The organism is Anderseniella sp. Alg231-50 (genome assembly GCF_900149695.1).
Taxonomy (GTDB): Bacteria; Pseudomonadota; Alphaproteobacteria; order Rhizobiales; family Aestuariivirgaceae; genus Anderseniella.
Genome location: NZ_LT703003.1, coordinates 2,371,199 through 2,397,839 on the forward strand (window position 1 = coordinate 2,371,199; position 26,641 = coordinate 2,397,839).

The window sequence follows — 26,641 nt, forward strand, 5'->3', positions numbered from 1 at the left end:
CTCTTCGACAATCCAGGGTGGTTTCCCCAACGTTCAGAATTCCGGGGCAAGCCTGTCATCTGTTGCCCATCTTTTCAATCTAGTTAGGAGGTGGCAGGCAATTTTTCTGGAGATGTAAAATGCATATCAAACGGGTTTGTATGACAGCGCTTCTAGGCGTGCTGATATCAACATCCGGTGCACTGGCCGACACAGTCTGGCAATCGCCGCACTTTCGTGACCACCAGCTTGTCGGAAAAATTTATGCAAGCCCGACCAGGCAACAACTCACGCTGAACGATGTCAAACAGCGTGCCGCCAGGGCGCGGTTTGTATTGCTGGGTGAAATCCACACAAACCCGGATCATCACCGGCTACAGGCGGAAATCCTGCAGCACATGGTCGATCAGGACCGCCGCCCGGCCGTCGTAATTGAAATGATTTCCCGCGCGCAGCAACCGGTACTGGATTTCTTCGCCGCCAATCCGACCGACAATGCAGATGACATCGCGGCCCGGCTCGAGTGGAGCAAGTCCGGATGGCCTGATTTTGCCATGTACAAGCCCATATTCGAGATTGCGCTGAAAAACCGGCTGACCCTTCGCGCCGGCAATCTTGAAAAAAGCACCATCCGCCGCCTGGGCGGCCGGGTAGGTTCGAAACTGACCGGTGAGGAACGGGCTCAGCTCGGATTGAACAGAGCTCTTGACGAAGAAACAGGCAAATCACTGCTCAAGGAGATCGCTCGGAGCCATTGCAACATGATGCCGGAGACCGTTCTACCGCTGATGGTGGACATTCAGCGCGCCCGCGATCATGTCATGGCCAGCGCCCTGATGGATGCGACCAACAAGGACGGTGCCGTGCTGATCGCCGGCGCCGGACACACCCGGCTGGACTGGGGTGTCGGTTCCCTTCTCGAGGCTGATGAGCCGGGCAGCTTACTGAGCCTGGCTTTCAGGGAAGTCTTCGAAGGCGCCACTGAAGCCGACTTTGGCAAGCCCGCCCACCATGTCGCTGTTGTGACCCCCCGCTCCGAGATCAAGGACCATTGTGCCGTGTTCAGGAAAAACAAGAAGAAGACTTAGAACCGTTCACTCCGACATCTTCAATCTCAGCACCTTGCCGTTTCCGCTGTCCGTCAACAGGTAGATCAACCCGTCCGGGCCCTGGACCACATCCCGGATGCGTTCTCCCAGGTCCTGCAGGATTCGCTCTTCTGAAACCGGCTTGCCGTCAGCGAACACCAGCCGTGACACCGCGCCTCCAGCCAGGGCGCCGACGAAGTAATTGCCCTTCCACTTGGGAAACGCCTCGCCTGAGTAGATCATTAGGCCCGATGGTGCGATGGACGGATCCCAGTAATGCACGGGCTGTTCCATGCCGTCCTTGTGGGTCCCCTCGCCGATCTTGGCACCCGAATAGTCAATCCCGTAGGTGATAACCGGCCAGCCATAATTCTTGCCGGCTTGCGGATTGTTCACCTCGTCCCCGCCACGCGCACCATGCTCAGCCGTCCACAATTCGCCTGTTGCCGGGTGCAGGGCTGCACCTTGAATATTGCGGTGGCCGATTGACCATATCCGTTTGTCCCAGCCTTCTGGCTGCGGATTGCCGGGAGCCGGCTTGCCGTCAGTGTCGATCCGGACAACCTTGCCAATACCGGTCGAGGGATCCTGGGCCGAGTCGGATGCATTACCGCGATCACCGGTGGTCACGAACAACATGCCATCCCGGTCAAACACCAGGCGGCAGCCGAAATGCCGGCCGGTCGAGCCCGCCGGGCTCTGTTGGAAAATCCGCGTGACGTTGTCCAGCTGGTTGGCCGTCAGGTCGAGCTGTGCCCTGGAAACCACCGTCCCCCTGCCCCCGTCATAAGAGGCGGCATGGCAATAAAAAAGCGTGCCGGAGCTTGCAAAATCAGGCGCCAGCGCAATCCCGTGCAGTCCACCTTGGCCACCGGCCGAGACGCCTTCCAGACCATTCACCACCGTCGGTTTGCCGCCACCGGCAGGAACTATACTGAGACGCCCGGGGCGTTCCCCGATCAGCATTCGCCCGTCCGGAAGGAACGCCAGCGACCAGGGCGCATCCAGCCCGTCGGCCAGTGTCTCCACTTGCAGTTTGTAGTCCTGCACCTGGTGCACTTCGGCATAGGCGGGAAGCGCGCATGCCCCCAGCAGGCTCAAGGCAATCGCAAAGCTCTTCATAGTCAATCTCCTTGGGGCGGTACCGGCATGGATGACATCAGTGTCAGAACAAAAGATGTCAGTTTCAGTTTTTCCGACGCAGACAGGGCAATATATGCATCGCGGGACGTCTTCGCCTCTCCACCATGCCAGCGGATGGCTTCATCAATATTTGCGGCGCGGCCGTCGTGCAGATAGCGATGATCCGGCAACTTCCCCCTGAACCCGACCAGCGGTGTCGTGCGCCATTCTGTCGGCGAGGCCGATCCCTCACCGCCATAGGACGTCAGCCCTTCACCCATATTGTGCAGCAGCAGGTTCGAATACAGCGCAACCGAGCCGCCATCTTCCGTCTTCATGTAAGGAGTATGGCAGGCACTGCATTTCGCATCCGCAAAGCTTTGCGGCGGCTCCGGCACTTTCGGCGGCACTGCCAGCGAACGGACATGATCGGCCAGCCCCGCTATCTTGTTGCCGTCAAAGTCGACAGCCAGGTCCGGCGACTGGCTGCCGGAGGCCTCCAGGCAGTCGTGCTGGCGCGTTGTGCACTCGCCTTGCGGCGCCGGATGAGCCGGTGATGTGAGCCCCATGTCGAACCAGAGTGCGTTGGCAACCTGATCCTCGACCCTGGCGGCTGTCGCCTTCCAGTTGAAACGGCCGATCTTCGGCTTTTTGCCGGGCACCTGCAGCAGGTGTATCCGGCCGGAAATGCCATCCTTGTTCTTGTCCTGCGAGTCTGCTCCGGCAACGATGGCAGCCGCGGACACCTGTGCGACCAGTGCGGTTGAATCAAGTGCGGGTGCCGCGCGCAGTGACATGGTGATGCCCGCGGTGCGCCCCGGCCCGCTGGTAAAGCGAACCGACGCCAGGAACCTGGTCAACCCGTCGGCCACCCGCAAGGCGCTCATGTCCGCGACACCTTCCGGCTCCACGCCATCGACCGCCTTGTTCTGCAGCTGGACGCCGTAGTGCGGGTCACCCTTGCCGTCGACGAAAGTGTGACGCAGTAAAACGCCTGCGCCGGCAACTTCGCCGTCTCGTCTGACACGGATACGTGCCCCTCCACCGAACCAGTGGCAGGCATGGCATGAGGCCTCATTGAAGATCGGGCCCAAACCATCGGACGCGGTTTCAGCACTGGTCCAGTTTTGCCGGAACATCTGTGCACCGGTCAAATCCTGCGCCTCGGCAGCAGACCCGAAGCCCACCGCCGCGAATATGGCAACAACAATTATTTTCATGCGGACTATATACGCTTCACATTGTGGCGCCGATTTGCCAGGGCACGAACTCGTGATCACCGAGGCCCTGATTTTCCGACAATGACCCCTCACCCGACGCGATACGCAGCCACGCCTGGAAAATCTCCTCGCCCACCTGTTCTACGCTTGCCTCGCCCGACAGAATACGGCCGGCATTGATATCCATGTCTTCAGGCATGCGCGCGGCAAGCTCGGAATTGGTGGCAATCTTGAGCGTTGGCGCCGGTTTCGACCCGAACGCCGAACCACGCCCGGTGGTAAAGGTAACCAGGTTGCAGCCCGACGCAATTTGTCCGGTCACGGACACCGGATCATAGCCGGGACTGTCCATGAAGGTGAAACCGCGCGCCGTGACCGGTTCGGCATATTTGAAGACACCGTTGAGAGGTGATGTGCCGCCCTTGGCCGCGGCGCCCAGCGATTTCTCAAGAATCGTGGTGAGCCCGCCTTTCTTGTTGCCCGGTGACGGATTGTTGTCGAGCGAGCCGTTATTGCGGTCCACATAGTCCTGCCACCAGCTGATCCGTTCAAGCAGTTTGCGGCCGATCTCCGGCGTGGCCGCCCTGCGGGTAAGCAGGTGTTCCGCGCCGTAAATCTCCGGTGTCTCGGCCAACACGCCCGTGCCACCCTGCGCAACGAGCAAGTCGCATGCATGTCCAAGGGCAGGATTGGCCGTGATACCGGACCATGCGTCCGATCCGCCACATTGAAGCGCCACCATCAGTTCCGACGCCGGGCACGTCTCGCGAACCGATTTGTCAGCCGCCGGCAGCATGTCCCTGACCTTGGATATACCGGTTTCGACAGTGCGGCGCAGGCCGGCAACATCCTGGATGTTCATGGTCTGGAAACGCGGGCCGCGTTCAAGGCCATAGGCTTCCAGCAACCAGTCGATCTGGTTCATTTCACAGCCCAGTCCGACCATCAGCACACCGGCATGGTTGGGGTGGCGCGCATAGCCCCACATGACCCGTTGCAGGGCGTCGAAGCCATCTCCGGAGTCAGCCATGCCGCACCCTGTACCGTGTACAAATGCGACTACCCCGTCCACGTTCGGGTAATCGGCAAGTTCGGCGGGCGTAAAATGGTCGGCAATCAGGCGCGCCGCCGTAGCCGAACAGTTCACCGAGGTGATGATGGCAATATAGTTGCGTGTCCCGGTTTTCCCGCTCTCGCGGCGAAACCCTTCAAATGTCGCACGCCTTGCATCGTCTACCTTTGAAACCGGCCGGACCGCCGTCGAAAACTCATAAGCGTGCGATGTGCTTTCAAAGTTCACATTATGCGTGTGCACATGCGCACCTGCAGCAATGTCTGTTGAAGCAGTTCCGATGAACTGGCCGTACTTGGTTACAGGCTCACCGGCCGCGATGGCGCAAAGAGCCATCTTGTGGCCGCGCCCGACGCGCTCTGAAGCGGTTGCGCCAAGAAAATATTCGCCAGTCTCGAGCGCCCTGACGGCTGTTGCCACATTGTCCATTTCATCAAGCCGTATTGCGGCAGGTGCCGTCATGTCATTCGCTCCGGAATATGGGATTGCCTTGCCGGCAGATGATCAGCCAACACCGGCGACATTACAAGGGAGAGCCAGATCTAACCGGCAAGAATTTGCTGGCGAACCATCGAGACCAGGCTGTCGTGTGTCACGTCGGGTGCAAGGCCGGACGTATTCAGGCTGTAGTGGGAGCGCGCATAATCTGCATTACGCTCGTCGAGCAGTTTGCGCAGTTGCTGCATCGCTGCCGGATTGCCTTCCATGGGACGCAGGTCGCCCTGCGCCCGGACCCGGTTCATGTGCTCTTCGGCGCTGGCCTTGAGCCAGACCGTGTGGAAATCACGCAGCAGGCAGTTGTACGCATCGCCGTCACCGACAATGCCGCCGGCAACCGCCAACACCACGCTGTTGTGACGCGCCGCAATGGTTTCAAGTGCATCGGCCTCCAGCCTGCGATAGCCGTTCTGCCCGTACAGATTGAAGATTTCGGGCACCGGCAGGCCGCTCTGGCGTTCGATTTCATCGTTCAGTTCCACAAACGGCATATCCAGCGCACGTGCCAGGCTGAACCCGAGCGTGGACTTGCCGGCACCGCGCAAGCCTACCAGCGCGATGCGCTGCCGACGTCCCGAATGGCCTTCCGGCAGCGAGCGGGTTTCGGATACAAGCTCTTCCAGGGACACACCAAGCGACATCGCGATGTCACGCAGCAGGATGATGGAGATATTGCCTGAGCCCGTTTCAAGCTGGGCAAGGTAGCGTTCTGACACTCCTGATATGCCCGACAAGACCCGCCGCGACAGGCCGCGCGCCTTGCGTTCTGCACGCACCCGGTCTCCGAGCCCGATCAGGAAGGCTTCGGAATCGCGCCTGCCCTCCGGTTGCGTACGCGGCGTATGATTGCACTGCGCCAGTGTGGCCGGGTCAAATCCTTCAGTAGGTTTCAACGTGATACCTCCCGCTGGTCCTCATGTCCGGTTTGAGGGACGCCCAGTCCAGCCCGCCATTGCGGCAGATATCGGCCAGGGCTTCGTCGACACCGGTTTCCATGCCCTTCAACCCGCAAATGTAGATATGGGTTTCATCGCTCTGCAGCAGGTCCAGCAATTCGTTTGCCCGCACCCGCATCCGGTCCTGTACATACTCCTTGGTTTCACCTTCCACCCGCGAATAACAGAACTCCGTGTGCAACAGGCTTTTCGGCACCTTTTTCAAAGGTCCGAAATAGGGAAGTTCCTCCGGCCGGCGTGCCCCGAAATACAATTGCAGCTTGTTCTGCAACTCCGGCATTGTCCGGCGGCGGCGTTCGGTAAACCCCCGGAACGGGGCCGAGCCGGTGCCGGTGCAAATCATGATCAGATTGGCCTGCGGATCATTGGGCAGCAGGAAGGTCGCGCCAAACGGTCCGGTAATATCGATCTCGGCGCCCTTTTCCAGATCGCACAGATAGTTGGAGGCGACACCCCTGTCCTCACGCTTGACGGTCAGCGCAATATTGTTGGTGTTGGGCTTTTCACCGTCACGCGCGCTGGCAACGGAATACAGGCGCGGCTCGTGCGGACGGCCATCTGCATCTTCGCCCGGCACGACCACCCCTATGCTTTGGCCTTCGAGAACCGGAAACACCTGTTCGCCCAGGTTCAGGATGATGTGGCGCACATCGTTTTCGGCATCTGCGTCGGTCAGCCTGAAATTGCCCTGCACCACCGCTTTGGCAGGCTTGGCCCGGTTGAACAGGTTGATCGAGGGCTTTGAAGCCGACGCAGGTGCCACCGGCTTGCCGCCGGTGCCTTCGTGAGCCTTTGCCAGCAGCGCCTCGATTTCATCTTCAAGCGCTTCAAGCGAACCGCCGCCGTCGCTGGGCTCTTCCAGCCCTTCTTCCTGTTCCGGCAGCTCCAGCATCTCAAACTGCTGTTCCAGGGTGTATGGCTCCGCCACCACCCGCCAGTTGTCGATCGATCCCGTCGGGCACGGGCTGATGCAGTCCATGCAGAAATTGCACTTGCTCACATCCACCACGACATTGTTGTCGTCATGGGTGATGGCATCGATCGGGCAATGCTCTTCACATGTGTAGCACCGGATACAGATTTCCGGATCGATCAGGTGTTGTTTGACAAGCGCGGTCATGCGTTGGCCGCAACTCCAGAAACCTTTACATACTCGAAGTCGCCGGGCTTGTTGTCGATGCCGACCCGCGGCGGCGAGATCCAGCCGGCATACTTGCCGGGTTCCCACTGCGGCTTCATCAGGCTGTCGATGAAATCACCGTCGGCCTTTGACGGAACCCAGTCATCCTTGCGCTTCTCCCATTCTTCTGCCGACAGCAGGTTGCCTTCCGGGTCTGCCTGGATTGCAGAGAACTCGCCCTGGTGGCGATGGAATGCCACGTGCGGCAGAGTGATCTGGAACTCGACCCCCTCTTTCTTGAGGATATTGTTCCAGCGGTTGACGCCGCCGGTGGCGTCTTTCACATAGTCGTCACGCAGGCGCATATTGATGGCCGACAGCGCCGGTTCGTCCGAAATGACCACCTTGCCGTCGATCAGCCTGAGAACCGGATAGGTGTCACGCTCAAGCTTGTGATCGTCCTCGATCTTGGCTTCGCGGTAGCGCCCCTTGATGCCCGAGTTGAAGGCGTTGGCGGCATTGGTGGAAATTTCCGAGCCGAACAGGTCCAGCGACAGCGAATAATGCATGTTGGCCTTCTTCTGGATGGTCGGCAGGTCAATGACACCCAGTGCGCGCACGGCGTCGATGTCATAAGGGTCAGTGATGCCGGCTTCCTTCATCGCCTCGCAGGTGCGCTGGATGGTGCGGCCCACGCCGGTCTCGCCGACGAACATATGATGGGCTTCCTCGGTCAGCATGAACCGGCAGGTTCGCGACAGCGGGTCAAAGCCGGACTGCGCGAGCGCCTCAAGCTGCATCTTGCCGTCACGGTCTGTGAAGTAGGTAAACATGAAGAACGACAGCCAGTCCGGCGTCGCTTCGTTGAAGGCGCCGAGCATGCGCGGATGGTCTTCCGATCCCGATTGGCGCTCGAGCAGCATGTCTGCTTCCTCGCGGCCATCAGCACCGAAATACTTCTGCAGGAGATACACCATCGCCCACAGATGGCGGCCTTCTTCCACGTTCACCTGGAACAGGTTGCGCATGTCGTACAGCGACGGTGCGGTCTGGCCGAGATGCCGCTGCTGCTCGACCGAGGCCGGTTCGGTATCACCCTGGATCACGATCAGGCGGCGCAGCATGGAGCGGTATTCGCCAGGCACTTCCTGCCACGCAGGCTTGCCGGCATGTTCTCCGCACGGGATGGTGCGGCCTTCTTCTTCCGGTGCCAGCAGGATGCCCCAGCGGTATTCCGGCATCTTCACATAGCCGAACTTGGCCCAGCCTTTCGGGTCAACCGATACGGCTGTGCGCAGATAGACCAGCGATTCCTGAAACCCTTCCGGCCCCATATTGTTCCACCAGTTCAGGTAGCCCGGGTGCCACTTTTCCAGGGCCTTCAACACGCGCCTGTCGTCCGACAGGTTCACATTGTTGGGGATTGAAGTATTGTAATCGACGTTCACGAGATCAGCCATGCTGCTTGGTCCTCATACCAAAGGAATTTCCTACACACGTTCCATATTGAAGTCAGCGCGCTTGCCCGATCCGTATCGTTGCAAGGCACCATCAGCGCCCACCGCATTGGGGCGCTGGAAAATCCAGTTCTGCCAGGCCGTCAGCCTGCCGAATATACGCGTTTCCATGGTTTCCGGTCCTGCAAACCGCAGGTTCGCCTCCATGCCGGTCAGCGCGTCGGGAGAGAAGCTGGCACGTTCCTCCAGGAAAATCCGCACCTCGTCTTCCCAGTCGATATCGTCAAAGGCAAACGTGACCAGGCCAAGCTCGTTGGCTTCAGATGCATCCAGCACCTCGCCCTGCCTCGCTTTGGCGGCATCAACGGCTTCCGGCTCGCCGAGAAACCGTGTCTCGAGCCGGGTGATGCCGTTGCTCATGGGGTAAGCGCCAAAATTCAGTGGCCCCAAAGCAATGGTCGCCTCGGCGCGGTTGTCGCCTTCAAACTGGCCGTCTGCCATGTAGGACCGGTCTGCCGCAAACAATAGCTCCGCCAGTGTACCGGCAAAACAAGAGCCCGGTTCCGCCATGACGGCAAGCGTCCGTGATGTGAGGTCAACGCGTTTCAGCACGCGACGCCAGTACAGCAGCAGTTCGCGCATCAGCCAGTGCTTGGCATTGCTGTCCATGAACCCGTCATAGGCCAGCACCACAGAAGGATCACCGGCGGACTTGAACTGAACCACGGCCATTTCCAGCTCATTGAACCGGATTTCCAGCAGTGCATCATCCAGTTCGCGTGCCAGGCGCAACGGCCAGAACTGGTCACCTTGGCCTTCGGCTGCGGCGACGTCGGCAGGCGGGCCAGTGTCCGGGCCGGTAATGTTGATCGTTGCCACACGGGCAGCACGGTCAAATTCCGCCGATACGGTTGAATAGGCGATGGCGTTGTCGGTGATGGTCTTGTTCAGCGCGGTGAGCTTGACACCAGCGCCGTCGGACGGACGGTCGGATTTGGCTGCCAGCTCAAGTGCGCGTTCACTAACGGCATCGGCGAACTTGGATGCCGGTGCGACTTCGTCTACCAGCCGCCAGTCGACCGCTTTCCTGCCGCGAATACCTTCTTCGAGAGAGCAGAACACATCAGCGCGATCCCGCCTCACCTTGCGCTTGTCCGTCACCCGCGTCAGGCCGCCCGTGCCGGGCAACACGGCCAGCAGCGGCACCTCCGGCAGCGCCACCGTGGATGATCCGTCATCGGTCAGCATGATGTGGTCGCAGGCAAGCGCCAGTTCATACCCGCCGCCGGCACACGCACCGGAAACAGCACACAAGTAGGTCTGGCCGCTTTCGGCAGACGCCTCTTCCATTGAGTTGCGCGTCTCATTGGTGAACTTGCAGAAATTCACCTTGTGGGAATGTGCTGATCCACCGAGCATGCGGATGTTGGCGCCGGCACAAAACACCTTGTCCTTGCCTGATGCCAGGACAACCGTCTTGACCTGCGGGTATTCGAACCGCAGCCGCTGAATTGCGTCTGCCAGTTCAATGTCCACCCCCAGGTCATAGGAATTGAGCTTCAGTTCATAACCGTCAAACAGGCCCGCGGTTTCATCCACATCCATCACCAGGCGGGCCACTTCACCATCGGGTTCAATGCGCCAGTGTCGGTAGGTTTCCGGTGAAGTCTGAAAGTCGATACGGCTCATGTCAGGTTAATCCAGCGTTTTGAATCCAGATTGCACCCTCATATGCATGGTTAGCAGCGGTCAAGAGTTTTCGCACATAAAGTGCATAAATAGAAATTGATTACGCAATATAATGCATATTACTGTTTCCTATGTCGACACCCATGTATGTTTCAATCCGCCCGCCAAGCCTGGCAATCAGCTCAAGTCGCAACTCTTCCACCTGGCCCTGCAACCTTGCTGCGGCATTGTCACGCTGCATTCCTGTCTTCAATTGCGCATTGGCAGTCTGGATCAACGCCTGCAGCAACAGCCGTTCCGGACTGTTGGACGGCGTCGCCAGCCAAACTGCCTCCCATACCTCGTGGGCTTCCCAGTAATACCCGGCCCGCATCAGGTCATGGCCATAAAGATAGGGAACATTGTCTTGCCAGTCATATGCCCCGGTAACCGCGGGCGCGAGTTCCTTCGCATGGTCAAGCGGTACCTGATCAGGCTTGCTGCCGGTTCCCGGCACATGGGTCTGCGACGGCAAGCTGATATCCGGCACAAGTCTCACGATTCCGGCAAGGCACCGCCTTCAGCAATGCGGCGTTCAATGTAATCGTCGAGTTCGTCACGAATTCCGGCATCCAGTGCCGGCGGTTCAAAGTCGGCGACCAGCTTTTTCCAGATGGTATTGGCCCGCTGCGTCGCGGTCAGGGAACCGTTTTCTGTCCATTGGCCAAAATTGCTCCAGTCGGACACCAGGGGTTTGTAGAACGCCGTTGAATACCGCTCCATGGTGTGTTCGCATCCGAAGTAATGGCCGCCCGGCCCCACCTCGCGAATGGCATCAAGCGCCAGCTCATCCTCATCGAACTTTGCCGGCTGGCAAAGTTCGGCAACCATCTGCAGGACCTCAATATCGAGAATGAATTTCTCGAAAGACGCGGTAAGCCCGCCTTCCAGCCAGCCTGCGGTATGCGCGATGAAGTTGGACCCGCCCTGAATGGCGCCCCACAGGGAAAGCTGTGTCTCGTAGGCACCCTGTGCATCCGGTGCATTCGATGCGGTCGGTGCCGAAGAGCGCCACGGCAAGCCGAGCTTGCGCGCCAGCTGGCCCGAGCCCCAGGCAGCCTTGACGTATTCAGGCGTACCAAACGCCGGCGAACCCGACTTCATGTCCACGTTGGAGGTGAACGCCCCGTACACCACCGGCGCACCCGGACGCACAAGCTGGTTGATGACCAGCGCGGCCAGAAACTCCGCATGCTGCTGCACCAGCGCCCCGGAAATGGTCACCGGTGCCATGGCGCCGGACAGCGTGAACGGCGTGATGACGACTATCTGGTTGTGCTCGGCAAAATCCATCAACCCGTTGAGCATCGGAATATCAAGCTGTAGCGGAGAATTGGTATTGATCACTGTGTAGGTATGGTGTGCGGACCTGAACTCCTCAGTGGACAGCCCGCGCGCGATGCGGATCATTTCAAACCCGTCCATCGATTGGGGTGTGCCCCGCGCCCAGGTAAACACGGCCTTGCTGGTCAGAGTGAGATGATCCAGCTTGATCCAAAGATGGCGCTCGTTCAAAGCCAGGTCCTGCGCTTCAACACACGGGCCTGCCACATGCATGACATCAAAGTGCTGGCACAGCTTCATGAAATTGCGCGCCGCTGCACGCGTTCCGGTTTGCTTGCCTCCTTCAAGATCGGAAAAGCCCGGCGGACCGCCCACCGGCATGAAGTTCAGCGACGTGCCGCCCAGCGGGATATTGTTTTCCGGATCACTGGCCTGCAAAACGAAAGTGCCCGGCGCTGATGCGATCGCCGCCTCGATGATCTCGTCACCGATCCGCACCATCATGGTGTCGTCATCCACAATACATCCCGCGGCGCGATAGGTATCACGCGCCCGCGGCAGCAAGGCACGGATACCGATTTCAGCAAGCACCTGCTTGGCGAGTTCGTGGATGCGGTCAATCTGGTCGTCGGAGTAAAGCGGCTGTGGTGCAAACGGATTGACCAGGTTGCGGTAGTTCACATCCCTGACTGGAGTTTCCGTTCCGGCCTGCCGTCTACCGCCGCGTCTTCCTCGCTGTACATTCATCGCCGGCACCTCCAGAAGCGATCAGCTTTGTTCCTTTTGGTTGAAGCAACCAGAAAGCATTCTGATCTGGAGCCGACGCTATTCCTTTTCCGGCACGAGCGAAACCAGTAAATCACCGTTACTTACCTGGTCGCCATCCGCCACATATGTTTCGGCAACGATACCGTCTCGCGCTGCCGTCAGCGTGTGTTCCATCTTCATGGCTTCCAGCACCGCAAGGGCGTCGCCCTTTGTAACCTGTTCACCAGCTTTCACCCTGATCTGCTTTACCAGGCCCGGCATCGGTGCGCGCACATCATCACCGGACCCGGCATCGCCTGCATCGGTAACACCGTCCGGGACATCAAACACAAACGTATCGCCGTTCAGGAAAACGGTGACCTGCGCGACACGGCCGGAAACTTCAGATACGGCAAAGCGCAGTGGCTGGGTGTGACCGTCAACAATCATCCTGTCGGGTGCGCGCTCGACCAGCGACACATTAACCGCTTCGGTTTGCGATGAAACCTTGAAGTCGCGGGAATTGCGCAACGACACGCGCAAATCAAATATCGCGGCGCCCTGCACAAGCTTCACAAAATGCTGTGCTGCCCCCCACAGCCGCCACCCGGACAGCGAACTCCACGGATCATCTTGGTCCGTGTCGCCCGCCAGGCCCAAAACGGCAATTGCCGCCACTGCCTGCGCAAGCACGGGAGTTTCGCCTTCCTGCACGAGTTGCGCCAGATCCCTCTCGATCAGGCCAGTGTCCACTGCCCCCCGGGAAAACCCGTCATGCCTGCACAATGCAGACAGGAACGCCTTGTTGGTGACAGTGCCGGCGATCTGCGTGTCGGCCAGTGCCGCGCGCATTTTCGCCAGCGCCTCGTCCCGGGACCGCCCGTGCACGATGACCTTGGCAATCATTGGATCGTAATGCGGCGTGATTTCATCGCCCTCGCGGACGCCGGTATCGTTGCGCGCTGCAGACGAAAACCTCAAGTGATCCAGCGTCCCGATGGCCGGCAGGAAGCCCCTGGGAACATCTTCTGCATAAAGCCTTGCCTCAAAGGCATGGCCGTCAATGGCCAGATCAGCCTGTACAAACGGCAACGGCTCTCCTGCCGCGACACGCAATTGCAACTCGACGAGATCGAGCCCGGTAATAGCTTCGGTGACCGGGTGTTCAACCTGCAGGCGGGTGTTCATTTCCATGAACCAGAACCGATCCGGCAGCAGTCCGTCTGACCCGTCAACGATGAACTCAACGGTACCGGCTCCTGAATAACCGATGGCCCTGGCCGCCTTGACCGCCGCATCGCCCATGGCGGTGCGCATCTCGTCGGTCATACCGGGAGCCGGTGCTTCCTCAATCACTTTCTGATGACGGCGCTGCAGCGAACAGTCGCGTTCAAACAGATGCACGGCATCACCGTGCCGGTCGCCGAACACCTGGATTTCGATATGGCGTGGCGAGGTAACGTATTTCTCGATCAGCACCCGGTCATCCGCAAAGCTTGCCTTGCCTTCGCGCTGTGCGCCTGCCAGTGCGTCGGCAAACTGGTCAGCCGCATCAACCTTGCGCATCCCCTTGCCGCCACCCCCGGCGCGCGCCTTGATAAGCACAGGATAGCCAATTTCTTCAGCCTGCTGCTTCAGAAATTCCGGCTCCTGACGCTCGCCATGATATCCGGGAACGACCGGCACGTTTGCCGTTTCCATCAGGGCCTTGGCGGCATCCTTGAGCCCCATGGCACGGATGGCCTCGGCAGACGGACCGATGAACACAAGGCCCGCAGTTTCGACCTTTTCGACAAAATCCGGATTTTCGGACAGAAAACCGTAGCCGGGATGAATGGCTTCAGCACCTGTTGCCTTCGCCGCCGCAATGATGGTGTCTGCCTGAAGATAACTGTCGGCCACCGGTGGCGGACCGACGCGCACGGCTTCGTCTGCTTCAGCCACATGCATGGCACCTGCATCCGCATCCGAATAAACAGCGACGGTGGCAACGCCAAGCCGCTTTGCCGTACGCATGATGCGCACTGCAATCTCGCCCCGATTGGCTATGAGAATTTTGCTGAACAAAGACCCGCCCTCACATCCTGAACACGCCGAAACGTGTTTCCGCTATCGGTGCGTTGAGTGCGGCAGACAGCGACAATCCCAGCACATCACGGGTCCGGCGCGGATCGATCACACCATCGTCCCAAAGCCGGGCCGAGGCGTAAAGCGGATGCCCCTGATGTTCGAACTGATCCGCAATGGGCTTGCGGAACGCAGCCTCTTCATCCCCGGACCACTCGCCGCCCTTGCGCTCGATCCCGTCACGCCTGACCGTTGCAAGCACGCCTGCGGCCTGCTCGCCACCCATCACCGAAATCCGGCTGTTGGGCCACGACCACACGAACCGCGGGTCGAATGCCCGCCCCGACATGCCGTAATTGCCGGCCCCGAAAGACCCGCCGACCATCATCGTCACTTTCGGCACCGATGTTGTCGAAACGGCCGTCACCAGCTTGGCGCCGTCCTTGGCGATGCCCCCGGCCTCATATGACTTGCCGACCATGAAGCCGGTTATGTTTTGCAGGAAGACCAGCGGAATGCGGCGCTGCGAACACAGTTCCACAAAGTGGGCACCCTTGGTCGCACTTTCCGAAAACAGTACGCCGTTGTTGGCGATGATGCCGCACGGAATGCCATGAATATGCGCAAAGCCTGTAACCAGCGTCGGACCATAGCGCGCCTTGAACTCATCGAAACGTGACCCGTCCACGACGCGGGCCAGCACTTCGCGAACGTCGTAGGGTGTTTTCAGGTCACCCGGCACAACGCCCATCAGTTCGTCCGGATCATAAAGCGGGGCTTCCGGCGTTTGCAGCGTGACAGACATCTGTTTCTGCGAATTGAGATTGGCGATGGCCCGGCGCGCAAGCTCAAGTGCATGGGCATCGTCCATCGCCATGTGGTCGGCCACCCCGGACAAACGCGTGTGCACATCCGCCCCGCCGAGTTCTTCCGCCGTTACGACTTCGCCGGTGGCAGCCTTCACCAGGGGCGGGCCTGCCAGAAAGATGGTGCCCTGCTCCTTGACGATGATCGACTCGTCCGACATGGCCGGCACATAGGCACCGCCTGCCGTGCACGATCCCATCACCACCGCGATCTGGGCAATGCCGCGGGACGACATATTGGCCTGGTTGAAAAAGATGCGCCCGAAATGGTCACGGTCCGGGAACACTTCGTCCTGGTTGGGAAGATTGGCTCCGCCGGAATCCACCAGGTAGATGCACGGCAGGTTGCTCACCTGGGCTATTTCCTGCGCACGCAAATGCTTTTTCACGGTGAGCGGATAATAGGTGCCGCCCTTAACCGTCGCATCATTTGCGATGATCATCACTTCGCGGTTTTCGACCCGGCCAACGCCGGCAATCATGCCGGCGCATGGCGCTGCCCCGTCATACATTGCGTGTGCCGCAGTTGCGCCGATCTCAAGAAACGGCGAACCGGGATCAAGCAGTCTCGCCACCCGCTCGCGCGGCAAGATCTTGCCACGCGACAAGTGTCTTTCACGCGCGGCATCACCGCCGCCATCCAGCGCCGCTTTGACAGCATCCTCGACCGTGGACAATGCGCTGAGCATCGCCTTTCGATTGGCATCAAAGGTCTCGCCACGCGTCGGTGCGGTCGGCTTCAAGATGGCCATTATGCGGATTCCACAAACATTTCGCGCCCGATCAGCATGCGCCTGATTTCCGATGTGCCGGCGCCGATCTCATACAGCTTGGCGTCGCGCAGCAAACGGCCGGCGGGATACTCATTGATGTAGCCATTGCCGCCGAGCGCCTGGATGGCTTCCAGCGCACACCAGGTCGCTTTCTCGGCAGCGTAGAGAATGCATCCTGCTGCATCCTTGCGGGTGGTTTCACCGCGATCACACGCTGCCGCCACCGAGTACACATAGGCGCGGCAGGCATTCATGGTGGTGTACATGTCGGCCAGCTTGCCCTGCATCAGCTGAAACTCGCCGATGGACTTGCCGAATTGCTTGCGCTCGTGGCTGTACGGCACAACCACGTCCATGCAGGCGGCCATGATGCCCAACGGCCCGCCGGCGAGTACAACGCGCTCATAGTCCAGGCCCGACATGAGTATTTTCGAACCCTGTCCCTCTTCACCAAGCACGTTCTCATAAGGAACTTCGCAATCCTCGAATACCAGTTCGCATGTATTGGAACCGCGCATGCCGAGTTTGTCGAGTTTTTGCGCGGTAGAAAACCCGGTCATGGATTTCTCAATCAGGAAAGCGGTAATCCCGCGCGACCCGGCCTCCGGATCGGTCTTGGCATAGACCACCAGTGTTTCGGCATCGGGCCCGTTGGTGATCCACATCTTGTTGCCGTTCAGGATGAAGCGGTCATTGCGCTTTTCAGCCCGCAGCTTCATGGACACCACATCAGATCCTGATCCGGGTTCTGACATGGCCAGCGCGCCGAAATGCTCTCCGGAACACAGTTTTGGCAGATACCTGGTTTTCTGCTCGGTTGTGCCCCACCGGTTGATCTGGTTCACACACAAATTCGAGTGCGCGCCGTAGCTCAGGCCCACAGATGCTGATGCACGGCTGAGCTCTTCCATCGCCACCACATGCGCCAGATATCCCAAGCCGGTTCCGCCGAAATCAGGATCGGCGGTGATGCCCAACAGGCCCAGCTCGCCCATCTGTGGCCACAGGTCTTTGGGCGCTTCATTGGTTTCGTCAATCTGTGCGGCACGGGGTGCAAGGTTATCCCCTGCCCAGCGCTGCACCATGTCGCGCAACGCGTCGACGTCCTCTCCAAGACCAAAATTCATTCCGCTGCCAAACATGATGCCTCTCCTGGTTGCGCACCGGCGCTGCGCAACACCATTTTTGTATAAATGTCTTCAATTTCAGACAGGGATAACCGTCCGCGCGACCTGTACCAGGTGTTGACGCCGGTCAGCATGGCAATGATGGCCATGGCGCTGATCCGCGTATCAGTCAGGTCAAATTCACCGCTGGCACGTCCGTCATCGAGAATGCCGACAACAAACGCCTCGTAAGTTTTTCTCAGGTTTTCAACCCGCCGGAAATTGTCCGGCTCGAGATTGCGAAGTTCCATATAGGAGATGAACACGGCATCCGAGCGGTCGATGTGATAGCGAATGTGAAACCGCGCAAACCGCTCCAGCGCCCTGTCCGCAGCCTCGTCCGCATCAGCCTCTTCCTTCCACGCCGCAATCAGGCTTTCCATGTGGGAAACCAGAAGATCCTCCAGCAGGGCCTGTTTGTTGGAAAAATGATTGTAGAGCGCGGCGGCCTGCACCCCGACTGCCCCGGCAATTTCGCGCATGGATACAGCTGCAAAGCCGCGCGCTGCAAACAGCTGCTCAGCGGCCGAGCGAATGCGCTCTGCCGTTTCAATGCCAATACTGCCTGTGGTTCGGGCCAAAACAGACTCGCTAATTAAATGAACGTACGTTAAATTAAAGCTCAAACACAACCTGGAGTCAAGTGCGTAGCCGCCGCCTCTCAGCACATCTGGAAACTGGCTGTGGCAGAAATCGGGATGGGATGGCTACGCAGTATCCAGGGGATCAGGCCCGTACTCATTGTCCCCGATGGTCCCGGGCAGAATACCGAGATCGATGAGCGCCCATATAAAACCCACAAACGGGATAAGCAGCAGCAGGCACCACCAGCCGGATTTACCCCGGTCATGGCAGCGCTTTATGTGCAGCATGATGCCCCCGAGCCAGATGAGTATGCCGACAATGAAGGGTATCAGGCCATCCCGGCCAAGCAGAACCGCGCTTAACACCCATATAACGACCAGGATTCCAATTCCTATCCACCATTGCTGCCTGCTGATACGCCCCTCGACCGATGTGAAAAGATAGGTCATATCGACATTGCCCATGGCAGATCTCCCGAAATTCACAGTTTGACAATTCAAGGTCCCATGCTGTCATGATCGGTTGAGGCACACAACACGGACCTGATCACTGACCATGGCGCACGACCAGCTTGAAAACACCGCCGACCTGTTGGGAAAGCTCATTGCCTTCCCTACAATCTCATCAGACAGCAATCTCCCACTGATCGCTTTTGCCGCCGAAAAACTGGAAAGGTTGGGCGCCAGCGTCCGGGTCTCGCCGGATGAATCCGGCACCAAGGCCAATCTGTTTGCGACGCTCGGGCCTGAGGCGGATGGCGGCATCGTTCTGTCGGGCCACTCCGACGTGGTGCCTGTGACGGGCCAGGACTGGACATCGGACCCGTTCTTGATGCGCGAGGAAGACGGCAGACTGTTTGGCCGCGGCGCCTGCGATATGAAAGGCTTCATCGCAGCCAGCCTCGCCATGGCGGAACACTACGCCGCCCTCCCCCTTGCCAGGCCCGTGCATTTTGCTTTCACCCACGACGAGGAAACCGGCTGCCTGGGTGCTCAGGCCCTCATCCGGGAACTGCGTGACATCGGCATGAAACCGGCTGCCTGCATCATCGGCGAGCCGACCCTGATGCGCATCATCGAAGGTCATAAGGGGTGTTATGAATACACCGTGGAGTTTTCGGGCCTGGCGGGCCACGGCTCGGTACCGGAAGCCGGTGTAAGCGCCGTTGAGTATGCGGTTCGGTATGTCAGCCATTTAATGTCATTGCGGCCGGAACTTGAGGCACGTTGCCCGGCAGCGTCACCATTCGATCCACCTCACACAACCTTGCAGGTCGGTCGTGTCGCCGGCGGCATCGCCCACAATGTCATTGCCGACAAGTGCACCGTCGACTGGGAAATGCGCCCCGTCCAGAACAGCGACGCCGATTTCGTCAAGGCCCGAATACGTGAGCATGTCGAGCATGATCTGCTGCCCGCCATGCGCGCCGTACACCCGGCCGCAGACATCGTGACCCATACGATGGGTGAAATTGCCGGGCTGGAAGCGATGCCGGACAGCGAAGCCGTTAAGCTGGTATATCAACTCACCGGCGCCAACACCTCGGACTTCGTATGCTTCGGCACCGAGGCCGGCCTGTTCCAGCAGATCGGTATTCCGGCGGTCGTGTGCGGGCCCGGTTCGATAGAACAGGCCCACAAACCCGATGAGTATGTCGAACTCGATCAACTGGACCAGTGTCTTGGAATGCTGGACCGGCTCGGCGGCAAACTGGTCTAGAGCTGTTCCGGCTCAAATTCGCCAATCAGTCCCACCCTGCAGATTTACGGCTGCATCGATCTTCCCTGCCAGGCTGTCACCGATCGGAAGCATGGGCAGTCGCACTTCCGGGCTGTCTATCAGTCCCTGGCGCCACAGCCAGTGCTTTACGGGTGCCGGACTAGGTTCTACAAACAGCAGCCGCGGGATATGAACGACCCTGTTCCACTTTTCCAGCGCAAGCTTTTGATGCCCGTTGTGCAGATCCTCGCAGATTTCCAGATGCACGTGCGCCAGCACATGTGCACCAGTCAGAATCGCTCCTTTCGCTCCATGAACCATTGCGTTGTAGAAAAACGGATCCTCGCCGGTAAGAACCGAAAAGTCCTTCGGCGCGCACCTCAGCAGGTCATAGGACTGTTCCGGACTGCCGCAGCAATCCTTCAAGCCCACAATGTTTGGCAAGGCCGCCAGTTCCAGCATGGTTTCGTTCAGCACATTCACGCCCGTGCGATACGGGATATTGTAGATCATTATCGGACGCTCGGTACTACCGGCCAGGAACTCGTAATGCCGCTTCACCCCATCCTGCGACGGTCGCAAGTAATTGGGCCCGCTGATCAGATAGCCATCAATTGGCCAGTGTTTTGTTTGTTGAAATCGCTTTTCGACTTTTCGCGGATCGCTTCCCGACACACCCAGGTATATTGGCATCTCGCAACTGCAATGGCTGGTCTCGTCGGCGCAAACGGATGCCAGTCGCTCAAGCTCCGCATCATCTAACGTTTGCCCTTCACCGGTGGTGGCGGCAAGCACGAAGCCTCGCAACCCGATGCTGGAGTAGTGCTTCACCAGTCTCCTGAGGGAACTCTCATCCAGTTCACCAGCCTTGAAGGGCGTTATCAGCGGAATCCATATGCCGCTTGTCGTCGATTGAAAGGTCATTTTGATCTCCTGTCGTGACCGGTGACAGGCAATAAAAAACCCCGTCCAAACCGGCGGGGTTTACTTCGATCGTTACATTGATTTCGACATCACATAATGAACACAGTCCCCGAATTGAGGACCCGTTTCGAAATGCTTGATTTGAAGGTCATTGAAACCATGCCGGTATATTACAGCTTGCCCGCAGTCGGTCAAACGGGAAACACGGAAATTTCGCCATCGATCCTAATTGTTGCCGCGCCGTTCGCGCCACAAGCCGCATTTTTCCTGTACCGGCCGGTCGGAATAGCTGAATAGCACGGCATCTTCCGATGCCTCGTGCACAACCTCGCGCCAGGACGGTACGACGACAACGTCACGCGGCGACCAGTTGAAAATCTCGCCGTCCACAATGATGCGGCCCTTGCCCTCAACGCCGACGAACACCGTCGCGTCGGTAGACCGATAGGCTTGCGAAGTGAAGCTTTTCGGCAGCAATTGCAGGCAGGTGCCGATTGTCGGCATGGCCCAGCCGCCGTCGACCGGGTTGACATACCGCATTTTAAGTCCGTGGCAGGGATCCCATTCTTCCTGCCGCTTCATCTGCTCGAGCGCCTCGCGCGATCGGTCATATGGGTAATTGAAGATCGGCGATGTCGGCGTCGCTTTCTCGTAGCCCAGCGGCAACATGTTCGCGCCATAACGCGCATTGGAGTCACCCTGCTGCTTGCTGATCGGCTGCTGGTCCTCGCCGAACCCTTCTGCGAATGAAGCATCGAGAAACTGCACCAGGGGAATGTCCAGGCCATCCAGCCAGAACACCGGTTCGTCACTGTCATTGCCGTGGTCATGCCATTCCCAGTTGGGCGTAATGACAAAATCGCCATAGTGCATCTCGGTCTTTTCACCGCCGACTGCCGTATGCCCGCCGGATGCCTCCAGCACAAACCGCAATGCAGACTGGGTATGCCTGTGCGCAGGCGCGACCTCGCCGGGCATCACAAGCTGCACGCCGCAATACAGCGAGGTGGTGCATTTTGACGTCCCCTTCAAGCCGGGGTTTTCAAGGATCAGCACCCGGCGTTCGGCCTCCTTTGCGGTGATCAGGTCACCGGCCTCCAGCAACCTTGAGCGAACCCTGTCGTACTGCCACATGAACGGTACACATTCGCTTTTCGGCTCCGGGGTGATGATAGCCCCCATGACAGACCAAAGCGCTGTCATGCTCTCAGGTTCGATTGCCTTGTAGAACGCTTCACGCTGAGCTGTGTTTGAAACTGATGCCTGTGCCATTATCAATCTCACCTCGATGAATTCAGTCAATCTTTCAAATAGACAGCGAAACGCCGTGCGCTTCAAGTTGTGCCGTGAAACCCGGCGCAAAGCGGTGCAGCTTGTCAGCATCGAGCCTACCGGCGCGCCGAATGTAACTCAGTGCAAAAGGCCACGGCTCGAGTGTCATGTGCTGGTCAAATGCTTCATACCAGGCAGCAGATCTTGTCGCCGCACCGACGATCTTTTGCAGGGCCGGATGGCGGGCATCCTGAAAATCCGCCAGTGCGTCGGGTATGTTCCAGTCGCTTGACTTGAGAGCATCGACCAGCGCGACCACATCTTCCAGGGCCAACCTCGTGCCTGATCCGATTGAGAAATGCGCAGTGTGCAGGGCATCTCCGACCAGAACCTTGTTGCCCGAATAATACCGCTCGCATGTCAGGTTGGGAAACTGCCGCCAGGTTGAATTGTTATCCACCAGCCGTGCACCATCAAGAACATCAGCGAACAGCTCTTCGCAAACGGCTCGCGTAGCATCAGCATCCAGCTCCGCAAACCCCGCCTCATGCCAGGTGGCATCGGTGGTTTCGATGATGAATGTGCTGCGGCCTGCCTGGTAGCGGTAGTGATGGGCATTGAACTTGCCCAGCCGGGTTTCAACGAAGCTCTGGGTGAGAGCATCAAACTCGCAATCCGCCCCGTACCAGATGAAGCGGTTGGACAGTGTTTCCATGCGCTCGCCGAACTCTTGCCTTCCAGATGCCCTGACGACCGAATTGAGACCGTCTGCCCCGATGATCAGGTCTGCCGGTCCGAGATCTTCGGCGGTTTCGATGCGGGTTTCATAAACCGGTTCTATGCCGAGTTGCACGGCGCGCTGCTGCAGCAGCTTGAGCAGGTCAAGCCTCCCAATGGCCGAAAACCCGACACCGTCAATTGCAATGCGCTCACTCCTGTGCACCACCGCAATGTCGGACCAGCGCTGCATGTGCGGTTCGATCAGGGCAGCAGTCTCTGCATCATCCTCGCGCAGGAAGCCCAGGGCCTGGTCGGAAAACACCACGCCAAACCCGAATGTCGCATCACTTGAGTTCTGCTCGAATATGGAGATATCGATGTCCGGCCGCGCGCGCCGGATCAGGATGGCGGCATACAGGCCAGCGGGCCCCGCACCTGCGATGGACACACGCATTTAACGCCGGCTACCCCTTCGACAGCTTGTTCAGTTCGGCCCGTGCCGCAGACAAATCCGCCGTCGTTGCGGCCAACCGCTCTGCCAGCACCTTCATGAGGTCGATCGCCATTGCAGGAAATTCCTTCAGCAGCTTGAGCAATTGCTCCTTCTCGATACACAGTGTTTCCAGCTTGGTGGCGGCACGCACGCTTGCGGTTCGCGGTACATCACACAAAATGGCGATTTCACCGATAACGTCATTCTCGCCAAGCGTCGCCACGACCACGTCACTGCCATTGATTTTGACAATGACCTCCGCCTTTCCGCACAGCACAACATAGGCTGCATCACCGGAATCGTTCTGGTTGAACAGCATATCGCCTTCGGTAAAAGTCAGGCGTTGCGACGTAAAGGCCAGCAGTTTCAGCTGGCTCGGTTGCAGCCCGGCAAACAGTGATACATTGCCAAGCATCTCGACTTCATCATTAAGCGCCATAATTTTCTCCCTGTCGGCGCAGATCGCTGCTGCTACTCTGCCAGCACTTTCGAATAGGCACCGCCACTTTTCAACAGTGTTTCTCGCTTGCCGGTTTCAAGTATTTTACCACCTGCCATTACACATATCTCATCAAAATCCGACGCCAGCGCAGCATCCGAAACCACCCACACAATGGCAGGCTTGTTCGGCTGTTGCGCTACATAGTTCATTACGTCGCTCAAGATTGCGGCCTGCTGACGACCATCAAGCGCGCTGAGCGGGCGGTTCAGCACCAGAAGGTCCGGCTGCTTGATCAGCGCCCGCGCCAGGCCCAGCTTCTGCCGCTGTACGGAACTCAACCGCTTGCCTGCCGAACCAATGTCAAATTCCAGGCCGAGATCGAGTATCTCGTCACGCAACTGCATCTCCTTGAGGGTCGCCGACATCACCTCAAACACCCGCTGCGGTCCCCGCGCCATACCATGTGCGACACGTCCCATCAGCAGATTATCCTGAACCGATGCTGCCGCATTATAGGTTTCAGGATCGTAGAAGCTGATGGTGCCGGCAAGGTTTTCCGGCAAACCGCTCTTGAACCGGTTTCGGCCATCAAGAACCCGGTCCTGCAGATCGTCATCAACCAGTCCCATACGATGCTGCGGCTCCACATAGGAGAAGGTGAGTTCAATCAGCGTGTAGCGCTCGTCAACCGTCAGGGCGGTTTCGCCGGTCTGCTTGGCGCGTTTCAGGAGTGCCGCGTATTCAGGCAGACGTTCTGCATCCATAAAGGTTATCTGGTTGAAGAACTCATGATCCGGCGGCAGGTCCTGAAACAGGCCAATGGTCGTTTCCGCAAGTTCTATACCCTTGGCAAGCAACGCATCCTCGAGACCGGCGTCACGCAACACAGACCGAAGGTATTCGTTTTTCGCCAGGTTCTGAGGTGCAAACTCATCGCCAACCGGCGTACCGAACAACAGGTTTTCCCCGATTGTCGCCTGTACCGCATACTGTTGCGGATCAAACAGCTCAACCAGTTCAGACAAATGCATTTCGTCGATATGTGAGCGCAGCGCCTTTCGGGCCGCGAGAATATTGTCGGCAAACTGCGGATTGCTGTGCGGATCAACTTCACCCCGCAATCCGAGATTGAACACGTCGTCTTCCAGTCCTGCCGCACACAGCACGTTCACAAGGCGTTGGTGAATGACCATGCCTTCGCCGCTGGCAGCTACGTCATTATCGATGCTCAGCCAGTCCGCATCGATATCCAGATGGGTGTTGGCTGTAATTTCGGCCTCGTTGATAAACCGCTGACGGGTCATGGCATCTGGACCTTCATAGGTCCGCTCTGCCACCGGTTGGTGTTTCAGGGCATAGAGCAGACCGTCACGAAGGCTGCCCTGCGGCAGGAATATATCGCTGGCTGCATAGCCTACGCGCCGCCCGATAACGCTCTCACCGATATCGAACAGGTCGGTGCCACCGTAACTGACCGAACCGTTGTCTGGGACATAAAGCCTGACAATCGAGTCCGCCAGCACATCAGCGCCGGAATTTGACGGTCCGACCACGGCAAGGCTGGTGCCAGCCGCAATCTTCAGCCGGGCCCGGTTCAACAAGGTCGTGCCGGTATCGTCGGTCACCGTCAGGTTGTTGATTTCTATCGGGAACGCCAGAGGAGGCACCGCTTCGTCCGGCAGAGCCTGCAGGTTTTCGTCAAGCATGTCCTCGATATCAAACTGCTCCACCACCTGGGTGAACTTGACTTCCACATCAAGCCGCTGCTGGTCCCAGTCGATCAGTTCCTTGATCGGTGACGGCAGATCCTTGTAGGCGGCAATCACGGCAACCAGCTGGCCGACATCGATCTTGCCCTGCAGGGCGAAGTACCCGCCGACGACGTAAAACAGGAAAGGCGTAATCTGGGCCAGCAGGTTATTGAGGAACTTGGTGAAAAACTTGCGCTGGAAAAGTTCGTAGCGAATGTAGAAAATCTTGGCCAGCCGGCTGGATATGTCTGCACGCTCATAATGCGAGGTGTCATTGACGTGCACGTGCGTAATGCCGTCGACAATCTCGCCGACCCGCCCGGCCAGCTTGCGGGCCGTGATCTGGCGTTCCTTGCCCAGGCGGATCAGGTGGCGGCGCATTCTGGGAATGATGATGAACTGGATGCCGATCATGAAGATGGCGATCAGGCCCAGATAGACATTCTGGACCATGATGAACGCCATGGCAGTGATGGCCTGCCCCCCCAGTAACAGGGGTTGTACGAAGGCATCGCCCATGAAGCCGCCAATGGGTTCGACTTCATCCTTCACCATGCTGGCCATTTCGGAAGATTTTATGCGCCGGAATGCCCGCACCGGGAACCGCAACAGGCGGTCCACCAGCGAATAGCGAATGCGCCGCAACATGCGCTCGCCAAGCCTGCCCTTGTAGGTATTGATATAGAATTTGAACAAGCCATTGACGATGATCAATGTGAGGAATGCGCCGGACAGGGCAAACAGCATTTTTACCCGCTCAAGCTGAAAGCCTTCAAACAGCACCCATTCCTCGCCGGAGAAAGTCCAGCTGAGTTTCATGAAAGTCTGTTCTGCGCCCGCCGTCTCAAAACCCTGCCCCAGTATCGGGCCATTGACGATCTGCTTGGGCAGGTCCAGCGACATGAAATAGGTCGGCATCGACAGCAGTACGATGAACAGAATGAATATCTGGGCCGATCGCGAATAGGTCCAGGTAAATCTCAGGATGTTCCGGTCAAGCATGGGTAACCATATTCTGTAGGTCGGAACTGCCGCTTCGAGGACGCAGCACAACAAGACGGCGCGTGCCGTACTCAGTCGTTTCGAAAGCACCGTCCTCTATCGAAAAATCCAATGAGCAAACAGTCTCCGTTTCAGGGCGCTTCAGCAAAGACTGCATCTGATCGCTGGCTCGCTGAAGGTTGGGCGAAAACTCAAGAACCGTAATGGCCGAATTGTCGATCAGCGAGAACAGTTTTTGCCCGACCGCGTCCTGACTTCCGAAAGCCTTTAACGAGTAACCCACGAACACCAGACCGTAGCTGCCGGGCTGCAGTTCAAGATCAACATCCTGAAACTTTCGCGCGATATGGCGCACCCGGCACGGTTCCCCGTCCAGTTTATCTGATTCGAAGGGTTCGGATTTGGGATCAATACAGACGAATTCTTCAGGCACGTGACGCAGGAAACCGGACACGGGCTGGAGGTGTCCGCCAATCTCGACAATGGTAGCGCATCCGTCGACGAAGTACGCCGCCATGGCTTGCCGCAAACCGGCTGCCGGACCAGCCAGATGCGGCATTCCGACCGGACCGGCAGGCAGATCACCTGGG

The 26,641-nt window shown here is 58.6% G+C and carries 22 protein-coding genes; 2 read left to right on the forward strand and 20 right to left on the reverse strand.

Annotation, left to right across the window (positions count from 1 at the left end; all coding sequences use genetic code 11):
- Nucleotides 1–140: 140 nt before the first annotated feature.
- Nucleotides 141–1,067 (forward strand): ChaN family lipoprotein, encoded by a 927-nt coding sequence (locus DHN55_RS11305; RefSeq protein ID WP_337660180.1) that lies wholly within the window; start codon nucleotides 141–143, stop codon nucleotides 1,065–1,067.
- 6 nt (nucleotides 1,068–1,073) lie between these two features.
- Here DHN55_RS11305 and DHN55_RS11310 read toward each other — a convergent pair whose 3' ends face one another.
- The 14 genes from DHN55_RS11310 to DHN55_RS11375 all read right to left on the reverse strand — a co-directional run bounded on the left by DHN55_RS11310 (nucleotide 1,074) and on the right by DHN55_RS11375 (nucleotide 18,192).
- Nucleotides 1,074–2,189 (reverse strand): PQQ-dependent sugar dehydrogenase, encoded by a 1,116-nt coding sequence (locus DHN55_RS11310; RefSeq protein WP_108881371.1) that lies wholly within the window; start codon nucleotides 2,187–2,189, stop codon nucleotides 1,074–1,076.
- A gap of 2 nt (nucleotides 2,190–2,191) precedes the next feature.
- Nucleotides 2,192–3,409: a di-heme oxidoredictase family protein gene (locus DHN55_RS11315; protein WP_108881372.1), complete on the reverse strand. Its 1,218-nt coding sequence runs from the start codon at nucleotides 3,407–3,409 to the stop codon at nucleotides 2,192–2,194.
- A 16-nt stretch (nucleotides 3,410–3,425) separates the two neighbouring features.
- A complete protein-coding gene (locus tag DHN55_RS11320; protein ID WP_108881373.1) occupies nucleotides 3,426–4,943 on the reverse strand; it encodes a UxaA family hydrolase in 1,518 nt (505 codons plus the stop codon).
- A gap of 80 nt (nucleotides 4,944–5,023) precedes the next feature.
- On the reverse strand, nucleotides 5,024–5,872 hold the full coding sequence (locus tag DHN55_RS11325; protein ID WP_337660181.1) for a helix-turn-helix transcriptional regulator: 849 nt from the start codon (nucleotides 5,870–5,872) through the stop codon (nucleotides 5,024–5,026).
- Nucleotides 5,859–7,055 carry a benzoyl-CoA 2,3-epoxidase subunit BoxA gene (boxA, locus tag DHN55_RS11330; protein WP_108881374.1) on the reverse strand — a complete coding sequence of 399 codons (1,197 nt, stop codon included), beginning with the start codon at nucleotides 7,053–7,055 and terminating at the stop codon, nucleotides 5,859–5,861. Before boxA ends, DHN55_RS11325 begins: the two co-directional genes overlap by 14 nt.
- Nucleotides 7,052–8,515 carry a benzoyl-CoA 2,3-epoxidase subunit BoxB gene (gene boxB / locus DHN55_RS11335; RefSeq protein ID WP_108881375.1) on the reverse strand — a complete coding sequence of 488 codons (1,464 nt, stop codon included), beginning with the start codon at nucleotides 8,513–8,515 and terminating at the stop codon, nucleotides 7,052–7,054. Before boxB ends, boxA begins: the two co-directional genes overlap by 4 nt.
- A gap of 30 nt (nucleotides 8,516–8,545) precedes the next feature.
- Complete coding sequence (gene boxC, locus DHN55_RS11340) at nucleotides 8,546–10,201, reverse strand: 2,3-epoxybenzoyl-CoA dihydrolase (RefSeq protein WP_108881376.1); 1,656 nt, start codon at nucleotides 10,199–10,201, stop codon at nucleotides 8,546–8,548.
- 100 nt (nucleotides 10,202–10,301) lie between these two features.
- Complete coding sequence (locus tag DHN55_RS22330; protein WP_337660182.1) at nucleotides 10,302–10,730, reverse strand: DUF309 domain-containing protein; 429 nt, start codon at nucleotides 10,728–10,730, stop codon at nucleotides 10,302–10,304.
- Between the two features lie 5 nt (nucleotides 10,731–10,735).
- On the reverse strand, nucleotides 10,736–12,271 hold the full coding sequence (locus tag DHN55_RS11350; RefSeq protein ID WP_108881837.1) for a trimethylamine methyltransferase family protein: 1,536 nt from the start codon (nucleotides 12,269–12,271) through the stop codon (nucleotides 10,736–10,738).
- A 78-nt stretch (nucleotides 12,272–12,349) separates the two neighbouring features.
- Entirely contained in the window at nucleotides 12,350–14,287 is a 1,938-nt protein-coding gene (locus DHN55_RS11355) for an ATP-binding protein (RefSeq protein WP_443111094.1), read from the reverse strand.
- Between the two features lie 61 nt (nucleotides 14,288–14,348).
- Nucleotides 14,349–15,956: a carboxyl transferase domain-containing protein gene (locus DHN55_RS11360; protein ID WP_108881378.1), complete on the reverse strand. Its 1,608-nt coding sequence runs from the start codon at nucleotides 15,954–15,956 to the stop codon at nucleotides 14,349–14,351.
- The gene (locus DHN55_RS11365; protein ID WP_108881379.1) at nucleotides 15,956–17,119 is read right to left on the reverse strand and encodes an acyl-CoA dehydrogenase family protein; all 1,164 of its coding nucleotides are present in this window, start codon (nucleotides 17,117–17,119) and stop codon (nucleotides 15,956–15,958) included. Before DHN55_RS11365 ends, DHN55_RS11360 begins: the two co-directional genes overlap by 1 nt.
- The gene (locus DHN55_RS11370) at nucleotides 17,101–17,724 is read right to left on the reverse strand and encodes a TetR family transcriptional regulator (RefSeq protein WP_108881380.1); all 624 of its coding nucleotides are present in this window, start codon (nucleotides 17,722–17,724) and stop codon (nucleotides 17,101–17,103) included. Before DHN55_RS11370 ends, DHN55_RS11365 begins: the two co-directional genes overlap by 19 nt.
- A 126-nt stretch (nucleotides 17,725–17,850) precedes the next feature.
- Entirely contained in the window at nucleotides 17,851–18,192 is a 342-nt protein-coding gene (locus DHN55_RS11375; RefSeq protein ID WP_108881381.1) for a DUF805 domain-containing protein, read from the reverse strand.
- A 91-nt stretch (nucleotides 18,193–18,283) separates the two neighbouring features.
- Here DHN55_RS11375 and argE point away from each other — a divergent pair, with 91 nt between their 5' ends.
- Nucleotides 18,284–19,447 carry an acetylornithine deacetylase gene (gene argE / locus DHN55_RS11380; RefSeq protein ID WP_108881382.1) on the forward strand — a complete coding sequence of 388 codons (1,164 nt, stop codon included), beginning with the start codon at nucleotides 18,284–18,286 and terminating at the stop codon, nucleotides 19,445–19,447.
- Nucleotides 19,448–19,459: 12 nt separating this feature from the next.
- On the opposite strand, the gene dapA is transcribed toward argE, so the two are convergent.
- The 6 genes from dapA to DHN55_RS11410 all read right to left on the reverse strand — a co-directional run bounded on the left by dapA (nucleotide 19,460) and on the right by DHN55_RS11410 (nucleotide 26,568).
- Nucleotides 19,460–20,371: a 4-hydroxy-tetrahydrodipicolinate synthase gene (dapA, locus tag DHN55_RS11385; protein WP_108881383.1), complete on the reverse strand. Its 912-nt coding sequence runs from the start codon at nucleotides 20,369–20,371 to the stop codon at nucleotides 19,460–19,462.
- A gap of 225 nt (nucleotides 20,372–20,596) precedes the next feature.
- The gene (gtdA, locus tag DHN55_RS11390; protein ID WP_108881384.1) at nucleotides 20,597–21,643 is read right to left on the reverse strand and encodes a gentisate 1,2-dioxygenase; all 1,047 of its coding nucleotides are present in this window, start codon (nucleotides 21,641–21,643) and stop codon (nucleotides 20,597–20,599) included.
- A 34-nt stretch (nucleotides 21,644–21,677) separates the two neighbouring features.
- Nucleotides 21,678–22,817 (reverse strand): FAD-dependent monooxygenase, encoded by a 1,140-nt coding sequence (locus DHN55_RS11395; RefSeq protein ID WP_108881385.1) that lies wholly within the window; start codon nucleotides 22,815–22,817, stop codon nucleotides 21,678–21,680.
- Nucleotides 22,818–22,827: 10 nt separating this feature from the next.
- Nucleotides 22,828–23,295, reverse strand: a complete 468-nt coding sequence (locus DHN55_RS11400) for a cyclic nucleotide-binding domain-containing protein (protein WP_108881386.1) — start codon at nucleotides 23,293–23,295, stop codon at nucleotides 22,828–22,830.
- Between the two features lie 32 nt (nucleotides 23,296–23,327).
- Nucleotides 23,328–26,051, reverse strand: coding sequence for an ABC transporter transmembrane domain-containing protein (locus tag DHN55_RS11405; protein WP_108881387.1), 2,724 nt, complete (start codon nucleotides 26,049–26,051; stop codon nucleotides 23,328–23,330).
- A complete protein-coding gene (locus DHN55_RS11410) occupies nucleotides 26,044–26,568 on the reverse strand; it encodes a hypothetical protein (protein WP_337660183.1) in 525 nt (174 codons plus the stop codon). The genes DHN55_RS11405 and DHN55_RS11410 overlap by 8 nt, the downstream gene beginning before the upstream one ends.
- Nucleotides 26,569–26,641: the final 73 nt, after the last annotated feature.

What these genes read in the sequence shown, in the direction of transcription:
- DHN55_RS11305 (WP_337660180.1), top strand. Translation starts at nt 141, where the DNA reads ATGACAGCGCTTCTAGGCGTGCTGATATCAACATCCGGTGCACTGGCC.
- DHN55_RS11310 (WP_108881371.1), bottom strand. Translation starts at nt 2,189, where the DNA reads ATGAAGAGCTTTGCGATTGCCTTGAGCCTGCTGGGGGCATGCGCGCTT.
- DHN55_RS11315 (WP_108881372.1), bottom strand. Translation starts at nt 3,409, where the DNA reads ATGAAAATAATTGTTGTTGCCATATTCGCGGCGGTGGGCTTCGGGTCT.
- DHN55_RS11320 (WP_108881373.1), bottom strand. Translation starts at nt 4,943, where the DNA reads ATGACGGCACCTGCCGCAATACGGCTTGATGAAATGGACAATGTGGCA.
- boxA (WP_108881374.1), bottom strand. Translation starts at nt 7,055, where the DNA reads ATGACCGCGCTTGTCAAACAACACCTGATCGATCCGGAAATCTGTATC.
- boxB (WP_108881375.1), bottom strand. Translation starts at nt 8,515, where the DNA reads ATGGCTGATCTCGTGAACGTCGATTACAATACTTCAATCCCCAACAAT.
- boxC (WP_108881376.1), bottom strand. Translation starts at nt 10,201, where the DNA reads ATGAGCCGTATCGACTTTCAGACTTCACCGGAAACCTACCGACACTGG.
- DHN55_RS11350 (WP_108881837.1), bottom strand. Translation starts at nt 12,271, where the DNA reads ATGAATGTACAGCGAGGAAGACGCGGCGGTAGACGGCAGGCCGGAACG.
- DHN55_RS11355 (WP_443111094.1), bottom strand. Translation starts at nt 14,287, where the DNA reads ATGCGTACGGCAAAGCGGCTTGGCGTTGCCACCGTCGCTGTTTATTCG.
- DHN55_RS11360 (WP_108881378.1), bottom strand. Translation starts at nt 15,956, where the DNA reads ATGGCCATCTTGAAGCCGACCGCACCGACGCGTGGCGAGACCTTTGAT.
- DHN55_RS11365 (WP_108881379.1), bottom strand. Translation starts at nt 17,119, where the DNA reads ATGTTTGGCAGCGGAATGAATTTTGGTCTTGGAGAGGACGTCGACGCG.
- DHN55_RS11375 (WP_108881381.1), bottom strand. Translation starts at nt 18,192, where the DNA reads ATGGGCAATGTCGATATGACCTATCTTTTCACATCGGTCGAGGGGCGT.
- argE (WP_108881382.1), top strand. Translation starts at nt 18,284, where the DNA reads ATGGCGCACGACCAGCTTGAAAACACCGCCGACCTGTTGGGAAAGCTC.
- dapA (WP_108881383.1), bottom strand. Translation starts at nt 20,371, where the DNA reads ATGACCTTTCAATCGACGACAAGCGGCATATGGATTCCGCTGATAACG.
- gtdA (WP_108881384.1), bottom strand. Translation starts at nt 21,643, where the DNA reads ATGGCACAGGCATCAGTTTCAAACACAGCTCAGCGTGAAGCGTTCTAC.
- DHN55_RS11395 (WP_108881385.1), bottom strand. Translation starts at nt 22,817, where the DNA reads ATGCGTGTGTCCATCGCAGGTGCGGGGCCCGCTGGCCTGTATGCCGCC.
- DHN55_RS11400 (WP_108881386.1), bottom strand. Translation starts at nt 23,295, where the DNA reads ATGGCGCTTAATGATGAAGTCGAGATGCTTGGCAATGTATCACTGTTT.
- DHN55_RS11405 (WP_108881387.1), bottom strand. Translation starts at nt 26,051, where the DNA reads ATGCTTGACCGGAACATCCTGAGATTTACCTGGACCTATTCGCGATCG.
- DHN55_RS11410 (WP_337660183.1), bottom strand. Translation starts at nt 26,568, where the DNA reads ATGGCGGCGTACTTCGTCGACGGATGCGCTACCATTGTCGAGATTGGC.